The 19,810-nt window shown below is 67.6% G+C and carries 21 protein-coding genes; 12 read left to right on the top strand and 9 right to left on the bottom strand.

The window, feature by feature from the left end:
* The first annotated feature begins 185 nt into the window (after positions 1-185).
* The 7 genes from WDZ97_RS16955 (at position 186) to WDZ97_RS16925 (ending at position 8,069) form a co-directional block, all read left to right on the top strand.
* Positions 186-851 carry a GntR family transcriptional regulator gene (locus tag WDZ97_RS16955; protein WP_425763520.1) on the top strand — a complete coding sequence of 222 codons (666 nt, stop codon included), beginning with the start codon at positions 186-188 and terminating at the stop codon, positions 849-851.
* A gap of 177 nt (positions 852-1,028) precedes the next feature.
* On the top strand, positions 1,029-1,844 hold the full coding sequence (locus WDZ97_RS16950; protein ID WP_425763519.1) for a spherulation-specific family 4 protein: 816 nt from the start codon (positions 1,029-1,031) through the stop codon (positions 1,842-1,844).
* Positions 1,845-2,023: 179 nt separating this feature from the next.
* Entirely contained in the window at positions 2,024-3,715 is a 1,692-nt protein-coding gene (locus tag WDZ97_RS16945; protein ID WP_425763518.1) for a SulP family inorganic anion transporter, read from the top strand.
* A gap of 290 nt (positions 3,716-4,005) precedes the next feature.
* Complete coding sequence (locus tag WDZ97_RS16940; protein ID WP_425763517.1) at positions 4,006-5,046, top strand: aliphatic amidase; 1,041 nt, start codon at positions 4,006-4,008, stop codon at positions 5,044-5,046.
* The gene (locus WDZ97_RS16935) at positions 5,043-5,873 is read left to right on the top strand and encodes a CbbQ/NirQ/NorQ/GpvN family protein (RefSeq protein ID WP_425763516.1); all 831 of its coding nucleotides are present in this window, start codon (positions 5,043-5,045) and stop codon (positions 5,871-5,873) included. Before WDZ97_RS16940 ends, WDZ97_RS16935 begins: the two co-directional genes overlap by 4 nt.
* A complete protein-coding gene (locus WDZ97_RS16930; RefSeq protein WP_425763515.1) occupies positions 5,857-7,530 on the top strand; it encodes a nitric oxide reductase activation protein NorD in 1,674 nt (557 codons plus the stop codon). Before WDZ97_RS16935 ends, WDZ97_RS16930 begins: the two co-directional genes overlap by 17 nt.
* Positions 7,531-7,583: 53 nt before the next feature.
* Positions 7,584-8,069: a tRNA (cytidine(34)-2'-O)-methyltransferase gene (locus tag WDZ97_RS16925; RefSeq protein WP_425763514.1), complete on the top strand. Its 486-nt coding sequence runs from the start codon at positions 7,584-7,586 to the stop codon at positions 8,067-8,069.
* Here WDZ97_RS16925 and WDZ97_RS16920 read toward each other — a convergent pair.
* The 5 genes from WDZ97_RS16920 to WDZ97_RS16900 are packed head-to-tail and all read right to left on the bottom strand — an operon-like array spanning position 8,057 to position 10,764.
* Complete coding sequence (locus WDZ97_RS16920) at positions 8,057-9,106, bottom strand: NAD(P)H-dependent glycerol-3-phosphate dehydrogenase (RefSeq protein WP_425763513.1); 1,050 nt, start codon at positions 9,104-9,106, stop codon at positions 8,057-8,059. The genes WDZ97_RS16925 and WDZ97_RS16920 overlap by 13 nt on opposite strands.
* Before the next feature lie 16 nt (positions 9,107-9,122).
* Complete coding sequence (locus tag WDZ97_RS16915; RefSeq protein WP_425763664.1) at positions 9,123-9,569, bottom strand: SH3 domain-containing protein; 447 nt, start codon at positions 9,567-9,569, stop codon at positions 9,123-9,125.
* Positions 9,569-10,051, bottom strand: coding sequence for a protein-export chaperone SecB (secB, locus tag WDZ97_RS16910; RefSeq protein WP_019915744.1), 483 nt, complete (start codon positions 10,049-10,051; stop codon positions 9,569-9,571). The genes WDZ97_RS16915 and secB overlap by 1 nt, the downstream gene beginning before the upstream one ends.
* Positions 10,052-10,085: 34 nt before the next feature.
* Positions 10,086-10,343: a glutaredoxin 3 gene (gene grxC / locus WDZ97_RS16905; protein ID WP_019915745.1), complete on the bottom strand. Its 258-nt coding sequence runs from the start codon at positions 10,341-10,343 to the stop codon at positions 10,086-10,088.
* 4 nt (positions 10,344-10,347) lie between these two features.
* A complete protein-coding gene (locus WDZ97_RS16900; RefSeq protein ID WP_020163033.1) occupies positions 10,348-10,764 on the bottom strand; it encodes a rhodanese-like domain-containing protein in 417 nt (138 codons plus the stop codon).
* A gap of 264 nt (positions 10,765-11,028) precedes the next feature.
* Here WDZ97_RS16900 and gpmA point away from each other — a divergent pair, with 264 nt between their 5' ends.
* From gpmA to WDZ97_RS16875, 5 genes are all read left to right on the top strand, one after another.
* Positions 11,029-11,850, top strand: a complete 822-nt coding sequence (gene gpmA / locus WDZ97_RS16895) for a 2,3-diphosphoglycerate-dependent phosphoglycerate mutase (protein ID WP_020163032.1) — start codon at positions 11,029-11,031, stop codon at positions 11,848-11,850.
* Positions 11,847-13,070 carry a murein hydrolase activator EnvC family protein gene (locus WDZ97_RS16890; protein WP_425763512.1) on the top strand — a complete coding sequence of 408 codons (1,224 nt, stop codon included), beginning with the start codon at positions 11,847-11,849 and terminating at the stop codon, positions 13,068-13,070. The genes gpmA and WDZ97_RS16890 overlap by 4 nt, the downstream gene beginning before the upstream one ends.
* 56 nt (positions 13,071-13,126) lie before the next feature.
* Entirely contained in the window at positions 13,127-14,515 is a 1,389-nt protein-coding gene (locus tag WDZ97_RS16885) for a S41 family peptidase (protein WP_304001636.1), read from the top strand.
* Between the two features lie 65 nt (positions 14,516-14,580).
* On the top strand, positions 14,581-15,042 hold the full coding sequence (locus WDZ97_RS16880; protein ID WP_425763511.1) for a hypothetical protein: 462 nt from the start codon (positions 14,581-14,583) through the stop codon (positions 15,040-15,042).
* Between the two features lie 58 nt (positions 15,043-15,100).
* On the top strand, positions 15,101-15,859 hold the full coding sequence (locus tag WDZ97_RS16875; protein WP_425763510.1) for a HesA/MoeB/ThiF family protein: 759 nt from the start codon (positions 15,101-15,103) through the stop codon (positions 15,857-15,859).
* 54 nt (positions 15,860-15,913) lie between these two features.
* Here WDZ97_RS16875 and WDZ97_RS16870 read toward each other — a convergent pair whose 3' ends face one another.
* From WDZ97_RS16870 to hslV, 4 genes are all read right to left on the bottom strand, one after another.
* A complete protein-coding gene (locus tag WDZ97_RS16870) occupies positions 15,914-17,236 on the bottom strand; it encodes an NAD(P)/FAD-dependent oxidoreductase (protein ID WP_304013367.1) in 1,323 nt (440 codons plus the stop codon).
* A gap of 125 nt (positions 17,237-17,361) precedes the next feature.
* Positions 17,362-17,841, bottom strand: a complete 480-nt coding sequence (locus tag WDZ97_RS16865; RefSeq protein ID WP_425763509.1) for a disulfide bond formation protein B — start codon at positions 17,839-17,841, stop codon at positions 17,362-17,364.
* 36 nt (positions 17,842-17,877) lie between these two features.
* The gene (gene hslU / locus WDZ97_RS16860; protein ID WP_304001647.1) at positions 17,878-19,200 is read right to left on the bottom strand and encodes an ATP-dependent protease ATPase subunit HslU; all 1,323 of its coding nucleotides are present in this window, start codon (positions 19,198-19,200) and stop codon (positions 17,878-17,880) included.
* 26 nt (positions 19,201-19,226) lie between these two features.
* Positions 19,227-19,766, bottom strand: a complete 540-nt coding sequence (hslV, locus tag WDZ97_RS16855; RefSeq protein ID WP_019915756.1) for an ATP-dependent protease subunit HslV — start codon at positions 19,764-19,766, stop codon at positions 19,227-19,229.
* Positions 19,767-19,810 lie beyond the last annotated feature (44 nt).

Genomic DNA, 19,810 nt, shown 5'->3' with positions numbered 1-19,810 from the left:
TCGGCGCTGCCGGCACGGCATCGGTCGGATACCGGCTTGACTCAGCGCGCAACGGAGAATACTTTATCCATAATTATGAATGCAAGCGGATGTTGCGTTGCAGAAAACAGGGGCGGTCCCGATCTTGGCCGGCTGGCTGCAACCGGCTTTTCGCCCCTCATCCGCGCTCAGCTCGAAACACACACATGAACAGCGAAACCCTGAATCCCTCCGCCGAAGCCATCGCTCCGCGCGCTCTGTATATAGAGGTCGCCGACCGTCTGCGCCGGCTGATCCAGAGTCACGCGATGGCACCCGGCGAGTGGATAGACGAACAGGCGCTCGCCACGCAGTACGGTATTTCGCGCACGCCGCTGCGCGAGGCGCTGAAGGTGCTCGCCACCGAGGGCATGGTGGTGCTGAAGCCGCGCCGCGGCTGCTACGTCGCGCAGATCAGCGGCGGCGACCTGGAAGAGATCTATCCCATCATGGCGCTGCTGGAAGGCGAGTGCGCCGCCGGCGCCGCCCGCCGCGCGTCCGACGCCGACCTGGCCGAGCTGGCCGCGCTGCACCAGGCGCTCGAAGACAGCGCGGCGGCGCGCGACATCGACCGCTTCTTCGACGCCAATCAGCGCTTCCACCTGCTCATCCATCACATCGCCGGCAACCGGCGGATGGCGCAGATGATCGACGAACTGCGCGCGGTGCTGAAGCTGCAGCGGCACGACTCGCTCTACCTCGAAGGGCGCCTCGTCGCGTCGCTGGAAGAGCACCGCGTGCTGCTCGCCGCGCTGCAGGCGCACGATGCCGAGGCCGCCCGCCGCGCGATGCAGGAACACATCGAAAGCAGCCGCAGGGCGCTGAGCAGCTGACATCAGCAGAAGGTTCGACTCCGACCGGAACGTATAGAAAAGCCCATCGGTCGCACAGGGCGCGTCGCAGCCAGCGGACCGTCCCTACAGTCGCAGCAGCGCCGGCCGTAAAGGCGATTGCTTCCTCGTCAGCGCCGGCGCAGGATGCGTCCGCCTTGACCTTCTCCGGGAGTCGCCGTGAAATCCGCTGTCGCCACCGCTCTGCTCGCCCTGTTCATGCCTGCTGCGCATGCCCTCGAACTGCTGGTTCCCGCCTACTTCTATCCGGCCGACGATGGCGCAAGCTACTGGCAGTCCCTGACCGACTCGGCGCCCGGGGTCGGCATCACCGCCATCCTGAATCCGGACAGCGGGCCGGGCAGCACGCTCGACACGAACTACACCGCCGTGGTGGGCAGCCTGCAGGCTGCCGGTGGTCGCGTGATCGGCTACGTGCATACCAGCTACGGCACGCGCAGTGCCGCCACGGTGCGCGCGGAAATCGACCGCTACTACACGCTGTACGGCGTCGACGGCATCTTCGTCGACGAAATGTCGAACGACACGGCCCACCTCGGCTACTACCAGTCGCTGCACGACTACATCCGCGGGCTCGATGGCAGCGGCTTCATCGTCGGCAATCCGGGCACGCAGACCGCTCCGGACTACCTCGCGACCGCCGACGTGCTGGTCACCTTCGAAAGCCCCGCCGCCGAATACGCTGGCTACGAAGCGGACGCCTGGACACAGTCGCAGGACGCCAGCCGCTTCGCCCACCTGGTCTACGAGGTGCCGGACGCCGCCGCGATGCAGGCGGTGATCGCCCGCGCGCGCGCAATGAACGTCGGCCACGTCTATGTCACCGACGACGACATCAGCAACCCGTGGGACACGCTGCCGTCCTACTGGGCGGCCCAGACCGCCGCCGTGGCCGCGGTGCCGGAGCCTTCCGCCTGGGCGACGCTGGCAGCCGGCCTCGGCCTGATCGCAGCCCGGCTGCGCCGTCGCCGCTGAGGCGCTGGACACGCGGCGCCGGCCGCGAACACAATGCCGGCATGAACACCCGTGGCCGTCCACCATGCCGCTGACCCCGACCAAGCGCTGGGTCGTGCTGCGCCACACCGGCCACGGGCACCCGTCTCCGCACCGCCTCATGCGACGCGTTTCGCGCCACTTCTCATTGCGGAGACACCATGAACTTCAGCTTCCGACCCAAGCTTCTCGACACGCTGCCCGGCTATGACCGCGGCCGGTTTTCCGGCGACCTGTCGGCCGGCCTGACCGTCGGCGTACTGGCGCTGCCGCTGGCCATGGCCTTCGCCATAGCCAGCGGCATGTCGCCGACCGCCGGCATCTGGACCGCCATCGTCGCCGGTTTCCTGATTTCCGCACTCGGCGGATCACGGGTTCAGATCGGCGGCCCGACCGGCGCCTTCATTCCCATCATCTACGCCATCGTCGCCGACTACGGCGTGCAGAACCTGCTGATCGCAACGATGATGTCCGGCGTCATGCTGCTGGCCATGGGCGCCTTCCGGCTCGGCAGCATGATCCGCTTCATCCCGCTGTCGGTGGTGATCGGCTTCACCAACGGCATCGCCGTCGTCATCTTCATTTCGCAGATCAAGGATTTCCTCGGGCTGAAGATCGACGCGCTGCCGGGCGAATTCTTCGGCAAGATGCGCGCGCTGTTCGACGCGCTGCCGACACTTGACCTGCCGACGCTGTCGCTGTCGCTTGCCTCGCTGGCCGTGCTGCTGGGCTGGAACCGCGTGGCGAAGGACATCGCGTGGATGCGCCGGCTGCCCGGGCCGCTCGCGGTGCTGGTGATCGCCACCGCGGTCAATGCGCTGCTGCAGCTGCCGGTCGACACCATAGGCAGCCGCTTCGGCGGCATTCCGCGCGAACTGCCGGACATCGGCCTGCCTGCACTGTCGCTCGGCCTGCTCGGCAAACTGATCGCACCGGCGCTGGCGATCGCGTTGCTCGGCGCCATCGAGTCGCTGCTGTCCGCACGGGTGGCCGACGCGCAGATCGACGACCGCCATGATCCGAACCAGGAACTGATGGCGCAGGGCATCGCCAATGTCGCCGCCCCGCTGTTCGGCGGCTTCGCCGCCACCGGCGCCATCGCGCGCACCGCCACCAATGTGCGCACCGGCGGCCGCACGCCGGTGGCCGGCATGCTGCACGCGACGGTGCTGCTCGTCATCGTGCTGGCAGCCGCACCGCTGGCCGCGCACATCCCGCTGGCCACGCTGTCGGCCATCGTCGTAGTCGTGTCGATCAACATGGGTGAGTGGCACGCCTTCGCACCGTCGGAGCTGCGCCGCTATTCGGCGCCCTACCGCACCATCCTGCTCGCCACCTTCTTCGTCACCGTGGTGTTCGACCTGACTCTGGCGGTGGAACTGGGCATGGTGCTGGCCAGCCTGTTCTTCATCTACCGCATGTCCGACCTGACGCGCATCGATCGCCTGCCGCTGGAAGAGCACTACGGCATCGAAGCACTCGCGCGCGCCGACGGCACGCCGCGCATCCTGGCCTACCGGCTGACCGGTTCGCTGTTCTTCGGCGCCGCCAACAAGCTGGAGAACCTGCTGCTGATGCAGGACGGCCATCCGGACGCAGTCATCCTCGACCTGGAAAAGGTGATCAGCATCGACACCACCGGCCTCGACATCCTGCAGACGCTGCAGCGCAACCTCGCGCGGCGCGGCGCCACGCTCATCCTGTGCGACCTGAACGACCAGCCGGCCTCGCTGATCCGCCGCTCGGGCTTCGCCGCGCGGCTGGGCGAGGACAACATCGCCGGCAACCTGACGGACGCCCTGGTGCGCGCGCAGGCGGTGCACCCGACGACGCCGGCGGTCAGCTACACGTGAGCGCCCCCAGACCTGCCGCTTCGCGTCAGGCCCCCCGAGGGGGGTCAAGAAAACTCGGGAACGGCCCAGCGTTTTCTTGAGAGCGCCCCCAGACCGGCCGCTTCGCGTCAGCCCCCCCCGAGGGGGTCAAGAAAACTCGGGAGCGGCCCAGCGTTTTCTTGAGAGTTCCGGCCGGCCGATACGTTGTTCACCGCCGATACGTCGTTCACCGTATTGGCCGCGCCGGCCGCATTCGCAGAATGGGAGGTCTTCCACCTTCTCTTCCACCCATTCCGCAGCGGAGGCCACTCATGCACCACGGGGACATTTCGAGCAGCAAGGACACGGTCGGCGTCGCCGTCGTCAATTACAAGATGCCGCGCCTGCACACCAAGGCGGAGGTGTTGGACAACGCGCGCAAGATCGCCGACATGATCGTCGGCATGAAGTCCGGCCTGCCCGGGCTCGATCTGGTCATCTTCCCGGAGTACAGCACGCACGGGATCATGTACGACTCGAAGGAAATGTACGACACCGCGTCGGCAATCCCCGGCGAGGAGACGGCCATCTTCGCGGCAGCCTGCAAGAAGGCCAAGGTGTGGGGCGTGTTCTCGCTGACCGGCGAACGGCACGAGGAACACCCGAACAAGGCGCCGTACAACACCCTCATCCTGATGAACGACCAGGGCGAAATCGTCCAGAAGTACCGCAAGATCATGCCCTGGGTGCCGATCGAGGGCTGGTATCCGGGCGACTGCACCTACGTGTCGGAAGGCCCCAAGGGCCTGAAGGTGAGCCTCATCATCTGCGACGACGGAAACTACCCGGAAATCTGGCGCGACTGCGCGATGAAGGGCGCCGAGCTGATCGTGCGCTGCCAGGGCTACATGTACCCAGCCAAGGACCAGCAGGTGACGATGGCGAAAGCCATGGCCTTCGCCAACAACGTCTACGTCGCGGTCGCCAACGCGGCCGGCTTCGACGGCGTCTACACCTACTTCGGCCACTCGGCCATCGTCGGCTTCGACGGCCGTACGCTGGGCGAATGCGGCGAGGAGGAAATGGGCATGCAGTACGCGGCACTGTCCAAGAGCCTGATCCGCGACTTCCGCAAGAACGGCCAGTCGGAGAACCACCTGTTCAAGCTGCTGCACCGCGGCTACACCGGCCTGATCAATTCGCGCGAAGGCGACAAGGGCGTGGCCACCTGCCCCTACGACTTCTACTCGAAGTGGATCAACGATCCGGAAGGCACGCGCAAGGCAGTCGAGGCGTTCACGCGCGACACCGTCGGCACCGAGGAATGCCCGATCGAAGGCCTGCCCAACCCGTCTACCGTCGGTCACAAGTGAAGGCGCAGGCACCGTCCGAACTGGCCGATCCGCTGCACGACTGGCGCATCCGGGACGAACCCTGGTACGCGCCGGTCGGCGGCGAGATCGCGGCCTTCGAGGCCGCGCACGCGCGCGGCCTGCCGCTGATGCTCAAGGGCCCGACCGGCTGCGGCAAGACGCGCTTCGTCGAACACATGGCCTGGCGACTGGGCGTGCCGCTGATCACCGTCGCCTGTCACGAAGACCTGTCGGCCGGCGACCTGATCGGGCGCTTCCTGCTCGACGCCGGCGGCACGCGCTGGCAGGACGGTCCGCTTACCCGAGCGGTGCGCTTCGGCGCGATCTGCTATCTGGACGAGCTGGTGGAAGCGCGCGCCGACACCACGGTACTGATCCACCCGCTGACCGACGCGCGCCGCCAGCTGCCGCTGGCCGCCACCGGCGAACTGCTGCACGCGCATCCGGACTTCCGGCTGGTCGTGTCCTACAACCCGGGTTACCACGGCGTGCACAAGACGCTGAAGGCGTCGACGCGGCAGCGTTTCACCGCACTCGAGTTCGGCTACCCGGATCCGGCACGCGAAGCGGCCATCGTGATGCACGAATCCGGCGTCGATGAGGTCATCGCGAAGCAACTGGTGACGCTGGCCGAGCGCACGCGCCGTCTGGCGGGCGATGTCCTGGACGAGGGCGCATCCACCCGCATGCTCATCCACGCTGGCCTGCTGATCGCCGAGGGCCTGGCACCCCACGCCGCCTGCCTGCAGGCCATCGCGGTGCCGCTGTCCGACGACCCGGAAGTCGCTCAGGCGCTGGTCGCCATGGTCGATGCCTGCATCGCCTGAATCCGCGCTGGCAGACAGCCGGCCGCTGGGCATCTATCTGGATGCGCTGTGGGCAGTGCAGCCGCGGTTGGCGACGCTCGCGACGGCGGACGACCGCCCGCGCGCGGTCCTGTCGCGCGCCGGCACGCGGCCGGTGCTGCACCTGCCAGCAGACAACGCGCTGCTCACCCGCGCCCGCGCCGCCCACGCGGCTGCCCACCTTGTTTACGGCGACGCGCCGCAGCCGCGCGCGAAACTGAAGCCGATACAGCGCGTGCTGCTGGAAACGCTGGAGGACGCCCGGGTCGAATGGCTGGCGATGCGGGACCTGCCGGGCCTGCGTTCGCTGTGGGCGCCCTTCCATATCGCCGGCCCGGACGACGGCAACGGCTTCGACGCGCTGCTGGTGCGGCTGGCGCACGCGCTGTTCGACCCGACACATGCCGACGGACACGCCTGGATCGCCAAGGTGCGCCGACTGTTCTTCGCGGCCGACGGCGCGCTCGCGCTCGACACGCCGCAGCGGCTGCGCGAGGCGGCGTCGCTGCTCGGCAACGACATCGGCCAGATGCGCCTGAGTTTCAATGCCGCCGGCTGGCGGGTCGAACCGGCCTATCGCGACGACAACCACCACCTGTGGATCGCCGACGACAGCCTGACGCCGTCCGCCACGCCGCTCGAACGCGAGGACGCCGACAGCCACGGCAGCGGTGACGACGACAAGGACGTCACGGCGGAACGCCCACCGCCGCAGGCGACCGGCGGCGCAGACCAGGGCGAAGGCGGCACCACCGCGCTGTGGTCGGAAGCGCCGCTGCGCATGCTGAAGTATCCGGAGTGGGATCGCCTGATCGCGCGCCTGCGGCCGGACTGGTGCACGGTGATCGAAAGCCGCCCGCTCGAAGTCGACGCCACGGCGCTGCGCGCACGACTGCGAGCGCAGATCCGCCGGCTGCCCACTGCGCACCGTGGCTCAGCGGGGCGTCCGGGCAGCGGCCGCGAACGCGACGGCGAAGTGCTGCACACCGACGCGCTGATCGAGGCGGGCGTCGCGCTGCGCACACGTACGCGGCCGCCGTCCCGGCTGTATCGCGCAGCGCATGCGACGGACAGCGGCCGCGACGTGCTGCTGCTGATCGATGCATCCGCCTCCACCGCGCACCTCTGCGCCGACGGCCGACCGCTACTCGAACACCTGCGCGACGCCGCCTTGCTGGCCGCGCACGCGCTCGAACGTGACGCCCACACTGTCCGCGTGTGGGCGTTCGCATCCGACACCCGTCATCGCGTGCGCGTGCAGCACCTGAAAGACGAACATGACGCTGCGCTGGACCTGCGCGTGTGCGCCCGCGCCGCCGGACTGCGCAGTCACGGTTCGACCCGCATCGGCACCGCGCTGCGCCACGCCGCCGCCCATGCGCTGGGCGAGCGGCCGCTGATCGTGCTGCTGACCGACGGCGAACCGCACGACATCGACGTGCACGACCCGCGCTATCTGCTGGAGGATGTCAGGCAGGCGGTACGTGAGGCGCGCCGCACGGGCGCGACGGTACAGTGCATCCACGTCGGCCCGGCCGCGCCGTCAGCGCTGCGCCACGCTTTCGACGCCGGCCGCTGCGATGCCGTCGATCCGCGGCACATCGTCGACGTACTGCTGTCCGGTCTGCGGCGAGGCTGACCCGCCAACACGTCCGCTGGCACAATCGCGCCTCCGCCCGATCGCGCACGCCCATGTTCCACATCGTCCTGTACCAGCCCGAAATCCCGCCCAACACCGGCAACGTGATGCGCCTGTGCGCCAACGGCGGCTTCCGCCTGCACCTGGTGAAGCCGCTCGGCTTCGACATCAGCGACAAGCAGCTGAAGCGCGCCGGCATGGATTACCGCGACCTGATCAACGTGACGGTGCATGAGGACTGGTCTGCGCTGTCGGCAGCCCTTGCGCTGCAGCCGGACGACAGCCGGCTGTACGCGCTGAGCACGCGCGGGCGGGTGGCGCACACGACGCCGCACTACCGTGCCGGCGACATCTTCCTGTTCGGTCAGGAAACCGCCGGCCTGCCCGGCAGCCTGCTCGACACCGTGCCGGCGGCGCAGCGCCTGCGCATTCCGATGCGCCCGGACTGTCGCAGCCTGAACCTCAGCAATTCGGTCGCCATCGTCGCCTACGAAGCGTGGCGACAGCACGGCTTCGACGGCGCGCTTCAGCCCGACTGAGCGCCCGTTTGCAGAACGCCGAGATCAGCCTCGTCGGCGCGTTCGAGCACCGCTTCCTGTTCCACCTTGGGGTCGCGCGCCAGCAGTCGTTCGGCCGCCTGCGCCGCGCTGAGGCGGCCGTCGAGCACGTCGGCGACGGCGCGCGTGATCGGCATGTCGACGCCCATGCGGCGCGCCAGCGCAGCGGCTTCGCGCGCCGTCGACACCCCTTCGGCGACGTGGCCCAGCTTCTGCAGCACCGCGTCGAGCGACAGGCCTTCGGCCAGCATCAAGCCGACGCGGCGGTTGCGCGACAGGTCGCCGGTGCAGGTCAGTATCAGGTCGCCCATGCCGGCCAGACCCATGAAGGTGATGCCGTGGCCGCCCAATGCTTCGCCGAGGCGGGCGATTTCGGCCAGACCGCGGGTGATCAGCGCAGCGCGTGCGTTGAGTCCGAAACCCAGTCCGTCGCAGACGCCGGTGGCGATGGCGAGCACGTTCTTGACCGCACCGCCGACCTCGACGCCGGTCAGGTCGTCCTGTGCGTACAGGCGCAGCCGCGGGCTGTGCAGCTCGGCGGCGATACGGCTGGCAAAGGCGAGGTCGTTGCTGGCGACGGTGATCGCGGTCGGCTGGCCGCGCGCCACTTCGACCGCGAAACTGGGGCCGCTCAGTGCACCGCGGCTGACCGCCGCCGGCAACACCTCGGCCGCCACCGCATGCGGCAGCAGGCCTGTGCCGGCTTCGAAGCCCTTGCACGCCCACAGCACGGCCGGCACGCCGGACGCGGCGACGGCATGCAGAGCGTCGCGCAGACCGGCAATCGGCGTGGCGATCAGCGCGAGCTCGCAGCCGGACAGCGCGTGCGCGACGTCGGCGTCGATGCGGATGCCGTCCGGCAGCGCGATCTCGGGCAGGTAGCGCTCGTTGCGACGCGACGCGCGCAGCGCCTGCGCGTGCGCCGCGTCGCGCGTCCATAGCGTGACATCGTGATCGGCCGCGTAGGCGACGGCCAGCGCGGTGCCCCAGGCACCGGCGCCGAGGACGGCGATCTTCATGCGCAACGGGCGGGGCTCACAGGCCCCACACCTGGCCGATGCGGACAAAGCCGCTCTGGCCGTCGCGGTGCTTCACGCGCGCCCAGCCGGCCGGCGCCGGTTCCGACACCGGTTCGAGCAGCACGCGGCGCTCGGCTTCGAACACCAGCGGCGCGTTGTCTTCCGGCTTGGCCAGGATGCGCGCCTTGTCGACGCTGACGATGACGGTGCGCTGCGGCGACAGCGCCGACGATTCGAGCCATGCGAGCATGCCGCCCGGCTCGCGCACCTTGACCCAGCCGGCCTGCGTGCGCACCACCTCGACCGGCGTCTGGCGCGCGATCACGTATTGCTGGCGCGCCTGCTTTGACGGCGCGTCGTACATGACAGCGACGTCGGCAAGCGAGCGATATTCGAGCCCCGCCGCCTGGGCGGCCGGGGCGATGGCGAAGGCGGCCAGCGCCGCCAGCGCGAAGTGCTTCATCACTGGACCGTCGGCGCGCCGTCCTGGCCGGCTGCGGCCTGCTGCGCGCGCTGCTGGTAGAGCGCTTCGAAGTTGACCGGCGCCAGCACGACCGGCGGGAAGCCGGCGCGGTTCACCGCATCCGACACGCTTTCGCGGGCGTACGGGAACAGGATGTTCGGGCAGGCGATGCCGAGGATGGGCTGCAGGTCTTCCTGCGGCACGTTGCGGATCTGGAAGATGCCGGCCTGACGCACTTCGACCAGGAACATCGTCTTCTCGCCGATCTTGGCGGTGACGGTGACGGTCAGCGTCACGTCGAACACGCCGTCCTGCACCGCCTTGCCTTCCGTCTGCAGCTGGATCTGCACGTTCGGGTTCTCGCGGGTCAGGAAGATTTCCGGGGCGTTCGGGACTTCGAGCGACAGGTCCTTCACGTAGACCTTCTCGATGGAGAACACCGGGCCCTGGGGCTGTTGGGGTTGCACTGCTTCGTCGGCCATTTTTCGCTTCTCGGTTGGTGATGAACGCCGCAGGTCAGGCCTGCAGCAGCGGGTCCAGCTTGCCTTCGCGGTCGAGTGCGTGCAGATCGTCGCACCCGCCCACATGGAAGTCGTCGATGTAGATCTGCGGCACGGTACGCCTGCCGGTTTTCTCCATCATTTCAGTACGCCGTGCCGGGTCGGTGTCGACCCGCACTTTCTCGATGTCGGTCACGCCCTTGGACACGAGCAGGCGCTCCGCCTGTACGCAGTAGGGGCAGTAGCCGCTGGTGTACATCAGCACGTGTGCCATCGCGTCACTTCTTGGTCAGTGGCAGACCGGCCTGTTCCCAGGCGCCGATACCGCCGTCGAGTGCAAACACCTTTTCGAAACCGGCCTTGCGCAGCGTCGAGCAGGCGCTGGCGGAACGCATACCGCTGGCGCAGACGACGATGAGCGGGCGCTCCTTGAACTTCTCCAGGTCACCGATGCGCTGGTCGAGCTGGCCGACCGGAATGTGGCGCGAACCGGCAATGCGGCCCTTGGCCCATTCGGGCTGTTCGCGCACGTCGATCACCTGGGCGTCCTCGCGGTTGATCAGCTGCGTCGCCTGCGCCGGCGTCAGCCGCGGTCCGGAAGTTTTCGTGCGCACCGTCATGACAAGCAGCGCGACGCCGCTGATCAGGGCCGAAATGGCCCAGAGGTAGTTGTTGTTCTGAGTCAGGAATTCCATGGGAGAGAGGTGCTGGCAGGCTGTGGGGCTCGCGGCAGGCGGTCCGCTGTAACGGGGTCCGCATCATCGCCGGGATCGTGTCATCCGGCAACGCGGATGTTTCGACATGTCATCTTCTGTCGAATTTTTACGGGGCCGCGCGCTGCGTTTTCTGGGAAAATGCGCATTTTAGCCCAAGCGCGGTCAGTCCACCTGCAGACCACGAGTCCGCAGTGCAGCACGTCTCACCGGGGCGCCGCGCCCTTCACACATAGCCCACCCGATATGTACAAGCTCGTTCTGCTGCGCCACGGCGAATCCGTCTGGAACAAGGAAAACCGTTTCACCGGATGGACCGACGTCGGTCTGACCGACAAAGGCGAAATCGAGGCCCGCGAAGCCGGCCGCCTGCTCAACCGCGAAGGCTACCGCTTCGACATGGCCTTCACCTCGGTGCTCAAGCGCGCCAACAAGACACTCTACGTCGCGCTCGAACAACTGAACCTGATGTGGATTCCGATCCGTCCGACCTGGCGCCTGAACGAGCGTCACTATGGCGCGCTGCAAGGCCTGAACAAGGCGCAGACGGCGCAGAAGTTCGGCGAGGAACAGGTGCTGGTATGGCGCCGTTCCTACGACACGCCGCCGCCGGCGCTGGAAGAGGACGATCCGCGCCTCGATCGCAAGAACCCGCGCTACGCCGAAGTGCCGGACGAGCAGTTCCCGCGCACCGAATGCCTGAAGGACACCGTGGCCCGCGTCATCCCGTTCTGGGACGCCGAGATCGCGCCGCAGATCAAGGCCGGCAAGAACGTGCTCATCGTCGCTCACGGCAACAGCCTGCGCGCGCTGATCAAGTACCTCGACAACGTGTCGGAACAGGACATCCTCGGCCTGAACATCCCGACCGCCCAGCCGCTGGTGTATGAGCTGGACGAGAACCTGAAGCCGATCCGCCACTACTACCTCGGCGACCAGGAAGCCATCCGCGCCGCCATCGACGCCGTGGCCAACCAGAGCCGCGCCGTGCCGCAGCGCCAGCGTCCGCCCATCCCCGAAACCGAAGAGCCGCAGACGGCCGAACAGCGCGCACCGTGGATGGAGTGAAGCGCTGGCTGATCCGGGCGCTGCTGTGCGCATTGCCCGGAGCCGCCTTCGCCGAGCGCGCAGTCCAGTCCAGCCCGGAACAGCTGCGCGCCCTTCAGCAGCGCATGGAAGCGCTGCGCGATGAACTGAACCAGTCGGAAAGCGCCCACCGCGAAGCCCGCGACGAGCTGCGCAGCTCGGAAAAAGCCATTTCCGACGCCAGCCGTGCGCTGCGCGACATCGCCGGCCGCCGCAAAGCGGTCGAAAGCGCGCTGACGCAGACGCGCAAGGACGTGGCCGCCGGCGAGGAGCGTCTGCGCACCCAGCAATCGCAACTGGCGCAACTGCTGCGCGGCCACCAGCGCGCCGGCGAGGCCGATGCGTTGCGCCACCTGCTGTCCGGCACCGACCCCAACCAGAGCGCACGCGACCTGCACTACCTGCGCAGCCTGTCGAAAAGCCAGCTCAGGCTGATGGACGACCATCGTGCGACGCTGACGCGCCAGCGCGAGCTGCTGGCGCAGCAGGACGCCCAGCTGGACGAGATCCGCACACTGGAAGCGGAGCGCGAACGCGAACGCGGCAAGCTGCAGGCCGAGCACGACGTGCGGCGCAAGGTGCTTGACCGCATTGCCACCCAGTTGCGCACCGAACGCAAGGAACTGGCCCAGCTCAAGCGCGACGAGGCGCGGCTGAGCCGGCTGATCGAAGCGCTGTCGCGGCGCAGCGCCCGCAGCACACCGCCGAAGACGCCCGCGGCAGGCCCTGCCGACGACGCGCCGGCGCCCGCCGGCCGCGAAAGCCGCGGTCCGGTCGTGCAGTCGGCGCCGGTCGATCACGGCGGCGTTGCCTTCCCCAAACTGCGCGGTCGACTGCCCTGGCCGGCCAGTGGCGAACTTGCGCGCCGCTTCGGTGCCCAAGGCGCGGATGGCGGAACACCGCTGCGCGGCATCTTCATCCGCGCAACGGCGGGCGACGTCAAGGCGGTGGCTGCCGGTACCGTGGTGTTCGCGGACTGGCTGCGCGGTTTCGGCAACCTGGTCATCGTCGATCACGGCGACAACTATCTGAGTGTCTATGGCAACAACGAAGCCGTGCTGAAGTCGGTTGGCGCAGCGGTACGCGCCGGCGAGGTGATCGCCTCGATCGGCGCCAGCGGTGGGGCTTCGGAATCAGGTTTATACTTTGAATTGCGGCATCAGGGACAGGCGCTGGACCCGCTGAAATGGGTTGCCCGCTAGGCTGCACCAAGGGTGCAGCTTCCGTTACCTGCCGAAAAATATGCGGAGTGCAATCGATGCAAAAGAAGCTGCAGCAAACCGGGCTGGTCATGATCGGACTGTGTGCCGGGGTACTGCTCAGTCTCAATTTCTCCGCCAACGCGAACAAGCCGGTCGGCAGCACGCTGCCGGTCGAGGAACTGCGCCAGTTCGCCGACGTGCTGAATGCGGTGAAGTCGGGCTATGTCGAGCCGGTCGATGACAAGAAGCTGATCACCCACGCGATCAGCGGCATGCTGTCGGGTCTCGACCCGCACTCGGCCTACCTCGACCAGGACGCCTTCAAGGATCTGCAGGCCGGCACCCAGGGCGAATTCGGCGGCCTCGGCATCGAGGTCGGCATGGAAGACGGCTTCGTCAAGGTGGTGTCGCCGATCGAGGACACGCCGGCCTTCCGCGCCGGTGTCAAGGCGGGCGACCTGATCATCAAGCTGGACGACACCTCGACCAAGGGCCTCACGCTGAGCGACGCCGTCAAGCGCATGCGCGGCAAGCCGGACACCAGCATCCGCCTTACCATTGCGCGCAAGGGCGAAACCAAGCCGATCGAGGTCACGCTGACGCGCGAAATCATCAAGGTGCAGTCGGTGAAATCGAAGCTGGTCGAACCCGGCTACGGTTACCTGCGCCTGACGCAGTTCCAGGAAGCCAGCGCCGAGGATCTCGCCAAGCACATCGGCAAGCTGTACAAGGACGGCGAATTGAAAGGTCTGGTGCTCGACCTGCGCAACGACCCGGGCGGCCTGCTGCACGGCGCCGTGGGCGTATCTGCCGCCTTCCTGCCGCCGAAGGCGACCGTGGTGTCGACCGACGGCCGCACCGAAGACGCCAAGCGCCGCTTCATCGCCGCACCGGAGGATTACCTGCGCGGGTCGCGCGAGGACTACCTCGCCACACTGCCGGCCGGCGCCAAGTCGGTACCCATGGTCGTGCTGGTGAACTCGGGTTCGGCCTCGGCGTCGGAAATCGTCGCTGGCGCGCTGCAGGACCACAAGCGCGCGGTCATCATGGGCACCCAGACCTTCGGGAAAGGCTCGGTGCAGACCATCATGCCGCTGGCCAACAACACCGCGATCAAGCTGACGACGGCGCGTTACTACACGCCGAACGGCCGCTCGATCCAGGCCAAGGGCATCGTGCCGGACATCATCGTCGAAGAGACGCCGAATGGCAGCGGCGGCGGCATCCGTCTGCGCGAAGCCGACCTCGACCGTCACCTCGGCAACGACAAGGAACCCGAGGAAGCCGCACCGAAACCTGCCGCTGGCGCCAAGGGCAAGCCGGCGAAGGAGGAGGACGAGGAGGCCAAGCCGGCCGCGCCGTTCGAGTTCGCCACCGCGTCGGATTACCAGTTCACCCAGGCCTTGAATCTGCTGAAGGGATTGCAGATCATCCAGAAAAACTGAGGCCCGCCGTACCTGGTGGGCCGTGCGGCGATCTGCGGATCGCCGTCGGATGCAGGAGCTGAACCATGGTCGCACATGCCAGCCAGCGTCGTTTCGGCCGCGAACACCGCGCGCCGCGCAAGCCCGGATACGGCCCCCAGGCCGGCCTGATGAAGCACCGCGAACTGCGCTTCTGTCGCCGCTGCCCGCGCCGCGTCGATGAAGCGCTCGCGCTGCTCGCCGCGGTCGGCGGCATTTCGGTCACCGCGCAGGGCGATCGCGTGGTCGCCATCGAGTACAGCCTGACCGACCACAGCTTCCGCAGCATAGAGCGGGCACTGCGCGCGCACGGCTTCTTGCTCGACGGTTCGCTGAAGATGCGACTGATCCGCACGATGCTCTATTTCTGTGAAGACACCCAGCTGCGCAACCTGAAGCAGCCGGAGCGACTGATCAAGAAGTCGAACGAAATCTACGTCAAGGCCTGGCAGCACCACCCGCACGGCGATCACGACGACACGCCGAGCGAGCTGCGCGACTACCGCTGACCCCCCACCTTCTTCCTCACCGATATACGCCACCGCATCCGCTGGCGGCCTGCTCTCCATGAATGACCAGCAACTGCTGCGCTACAGCCGCCACATCCTGCTCGACCCGATAGGCATCGAAGGACAGGACAGGCTGCTTGCCTCGCGCGCCCTCATCGTCGGTGCCGGTGGCCTCGGCTGTCCTTCGGCGCTCTACCTTGCGGCGGCCGGTGTCGGCACGCTGGTGATCGCCGACGACGACGACGTCGACCTGACCAATCTGCAGCGGCAGATCCTGCACCGCGAACACTCGGTCGGTCGCGCCAAGGTCGAATCAGCGCGCGAAACGCTGCACGACATCAATCCGGGCACCGAAGTGATCACGCTGAAGAAGCGGCTGGCCGGCGACGAACTGCTGGAACAGATCGCCGCCGCCGACGTCGTGCTCGATTGCAGCGACAACTTCGCCACCCGGCACGCGATCAACCGCGCCTGCGTGACCACCCGCACACCGCTGGTATCGGGCGCGGCCATCCGCTTCGACGGCCAGGTATCCGTGTTCGACAGCCGCGAGCGGGACGCGCCCTGCTACCACTGCCTGTTTCCCGAGGGTGGCGAAGTCGAGGAGGTGCGCTGCGCGGTGATGGGCGTATTCGCGCCGCTGACCGGCATCATCGGCACCGTGCAGGCGGCCGAGGCGCTGAAGATACTGGCGCAGACCGGCCGCACGCTGGCCGGCCGCCTGCTGCTGCTCGACGCACTCGGCATGGAGTGGCGCAGCATCACGCTGCCGCGCGACCCCGACTGCGCCGTATGCGGCGAGGGCCGGAGCTCCTAGCTCCTAGCTCCAAGCCCCTAGCCCCTAGCCCCTAGCCCCTAGCCCCTAAAAAGGCTAGTGCAGCTTCACGTGCGGCTCGGTGCTCTGCTTGATGAAGCGCGCCACCGCGTCGAGCGAACTCTTGATCCAGCCGTGCAGCGCGATCTGGTGCATCTGGTACAGCGAGCGGTACATCATGCGCGCGACCAGACCTTCGATGAACATGCTGCCGCCGACCACGCCGCCCATCAGGTTGCCGGTCGCCCCGCTCTTGCCGAGCGACACCAGCGAACCGAAATCCTTGTAGCGGAACGGGCCGGGATCGCCCTTACCCTCCAGCCGCATGGCGAATATTTTCACCAGATAGCTGGCCTGCTGGTGCGCCGCCTGGGCGCGCGGCGGAATCGTGCCCTCGCCACCCAGCCACTGACAGGCCGCGCAGTCGCCGAAGGCGTAGATGTCCGGATCGTGCGTGGTGACCAGGTGGTCATCCACCACCAGCTGGTTGATACGGTTCGACTCCAGTCCGCCGAAGCCGGACAGCATGTTCGGCGCCTTGATGCCGGCGGCCCACACCATCAGGTCACCGCGGATGAAATGGCCGCTGGCGGTGGCCAGTCCGTCATGGCGCACCTCGCTGACGCGCTCAGACTTCAGCACGTCGATACCCATGCCGCGCAGCAACTCTTCGGCCGACGCCGAAATGCGCGCCGGCAGCGCCGGCAGCACACGGTCGGCCGCCTCGATCAGCGTGATGCGCACATCCTGGCGCGGATCCATGCTGTGTACGCCGAAAGCACGCAGCACCTTGCTGGTGTGGCGCAGTTCGGCCGACAGTTCGACGCCGGTGGCACCGGCGCCGATGATGGCGATCGACACTTCGTGCGGCTCGCCGCGTTCGGCACGCGCATCCGCGCGCATGCAGGCGGCGACCAGCTTCTGCCGGAAGCGCTCCGCGTCATGCGTGGTGTCGAGCGCCATCGTGTGCTCGTCCGCTCCGGGAATGCCGAAGGTGTTCACCGTGCTGCCGATGGCGATCACCAGATAGTCGTAATGCAGCTCGCGCTCGGGCAGCATCGGTTCGCCGTCGAAGTCGGCCACCGCCTCGATGTGGATGGTCTTGCGCGTGCGATCGATGGCCGTCATGCGGCCCATCTGGAACTCGAAGTTGTGCCAGCGCGCCTGCGCGACGTACTCCAGCCGGTGCATGTGCATGTCCATGCGCCCGGCGGCGACTTCGTGCAGATGCGGTTTCCAGATGTGGATGGGCGAAGCATCGACCAGCACGATGTCGGCCTGCCCTTTGGCGCCGTAGCGGTCGCCGAGCTGGGTGACCAGTTCGAGGCCGCCGGCGCCGCCGCCGACCACCACGATGACGGGTTTCTTGGAATTATTCATGATCTCCTCGGAGCGAAGCCCGCCCTGCACGGGAGCGGACGGCGCATTCTGCTACAGCCCCCGCCGCTTGTGCAGGGCGGGGCTCCGGGTGTCATGGCGGCGGAACAGTCGACCGCCCAGTGTGTTCAGCCGCGGCGCAATGAAAGCAGCACAGCAACGACGGCGAGCACGCTCAGCCACAGCAGCGACCACTCCGGAATGTCCAGGCCGAGTATCGGCGGCAGTTTGGCGCCACATGCGCCGTCGGCAAAGAAGGCCTGCGGGAACCACTGCGCCGGCGGCAGGCTGTTGACGAAATCCTCGACCGGATCGAGGCCGCAGCTGACTGACGGGTTGTACAGCACATAGACGTGACGTCCGGCCACCGCCGCCCCGGCCGCCGCAATCAGCGCCGACACCCACAGTCCGCTGCGTGCCAGCGCACCGCCGAACACGCCGCTCAGCAGGAAGAACACGCCGGCGCCGAAGAAGGCGTAGCGTTGCAGGATGCACAGCGGGCAGGGCGCGAGGCGCTCGACGTGCTGCAGCCACAGCGCGAAGGCGAGCAGGCCAAAACAGAAGTAGGACAGCAGGAAGTAGATGCGCGTACGGGCAATCGGGGTCATCGGGGACTCGTTCTCGTTGTTGGGACAGCCGCTGCGTCAGAGCACGTAGCGCGCGAGGTCCTCGCTCTGCGCCAGTTCGCCCAGCCGGGCGTCCACGTAGGCAGCGTCTATGGTGAGCGAGCGGGCGTGCTGGCCAGCGTCGAAGGACACCTCCTCCAGCAGCTTTTCCATCACCGTGTGCAGCCGCCGCGCGCCGATGTTCTCGGTGCGTTCGTTGACCGACCACGCCACTTCGGCCAGCCGGCGGATGCCGTCCGGCGCGAAATCCAGCGTCACGCCGTCGGTTTCCAGCAACGCCGCGTACTGGCGGGTGAGGCAGGCATCGGTGGCGGTCAGGATACGTTCGAAGTCATCGACCGACAGCGACTCCAGCTCAACGCGGATCGGAAAACGGCCCTGCAGCTCGGGAATCAGGTCGCTCGGCCGCGACAGGTGGAAGGCGCCGCTGGCGATGAACAGGATGTGGTCGGTCTTCACCATGCCGTACTTGGTCGTGATCGTCGTGCCTTCGACCAGCGGCAGCAGGTCGCGTTGCACGCCCTGGCGCGAAACATCGGCGCCACCGTGGTCCGAACGCGAAGCCACCTTGTCGATCTCGTCGAGGAACACGATGCCGTTCTGCTCGACCGCGACCAGCGCCTGCTGCTTCACTTCGTCCTCGTTGATCAGGCGCGCCGCCTCTTCGTCGGTCAGTACGCGCAGCGCCTCGCGGATCGGCATCTTGCGGCTGCGCCGGCGTTGCGCGCCGATGTTCTGGAACATCGACTGCAGCTGGCCGGTCAATTCTTCCATGCCGGGCGGCGTCAGGATTTCCATCGCGGCCGGCGCCACCGCCACCTCGATGTCGATCTCCTTGTCGTCAAGCTCCCCCTCGCGCAGCTTCTTGCGGAATTTCTGCCGCGTGCCGCTCTCGTCGGCGGCCGGTGCATCGACGCCAAAGCCGACCGGCCGCGCCGGTGGCAGCAGCACGTCGAGAATGCGGTCCTCGGCGGCGTCCTCGGCGCGTGTGCGCACCGCCTTCATCGCGCGCTCGCGCAGGTCCTTGATGGCGATCTCGACCAGATCACGGATGATGGTGTCGACATCCCGGCCGACATAGCCCACTTCGGTGAACTTGGTCGCTTCGACCTTGATGAAGGGCGCGTTCGCCAGGCGCGCCAGCCGGCGCGCGATCTCGGTCTTGCCAACACCGGTCGGGCCGATCATCAGGATGTTCTTCGGCGTGATTTCGCTGCGCAGCGGCTCGGCCACCTGGGCGCGGCGCCAGCGGTTGCGCAGCGCGACGGCCACCGAGCGCTTGGCGCGCGTCTGGCCGACGATGTGCTTGTCCAGTTCGGACACGATTTCGGAAGGGGTCATGACTTGATCCGCAGTGGTCACGGCGCTCACCACTCGATGCTCTCTATGGTGTGACTCTGGTTGGTGTAGATGCACAGGTCACCGGCGATGCCGAGCGACTTCGACACCACGTCGCGCGCCGACAGCTCGGTATTCTCGACCAGCGCACGGGCCGCCGACTGGGCGTAGGCGCCGCCGGAGCCGATGGCGACGATGCCGCCCTCGGGTTCGAGCACGTCGCCGTTGCCGGTGATGATCAGCGAAGACTCGCGGTCGGCCACCGCCAGCATCGCCTCCAGCCGGCGCAGCATGCGGTCGGTACGCCAGTCCTTGGCCAGTTCGACCGCGCTGCGCAGCAGGTTGCCCTGATGCTTCTCCAGCTTGGATTCGAAGCGCTCGAACAGGGTGAAGGCGTCGGCCGTACCGCCGGCGAAACCGGCCAGGATGCGCCCCTGATAAAGCCGCCGTACCTTGCGCGCGGTGGCCTTGACGACGATGTTGCCGAGCGTCACCTGACCGTCGCCACCAAGGGCGACCTGACCCGGGCGACGCACCGAAAGTATGGTGGTGCCGTGATACTGTTCCATCGCAATTCCCGAAAAATGCCGCGGAGGCTGCGCACTTTAAACCA

It is taken from the genome of Methyloversatilis sp. MC4-4, from assembly GCF_049843555.1.
GTDB classification, from domain to species: Bacteria; Pseudomonadota; Gammaproteobacteria; order Burkholderiales; family Rhodocyclaceae; genus Methyloversatilis; species Methyloversatilis discipulorum_B.
This window is presented reverse-complemented; position numbering and strand designations above follow the sequence as displayed.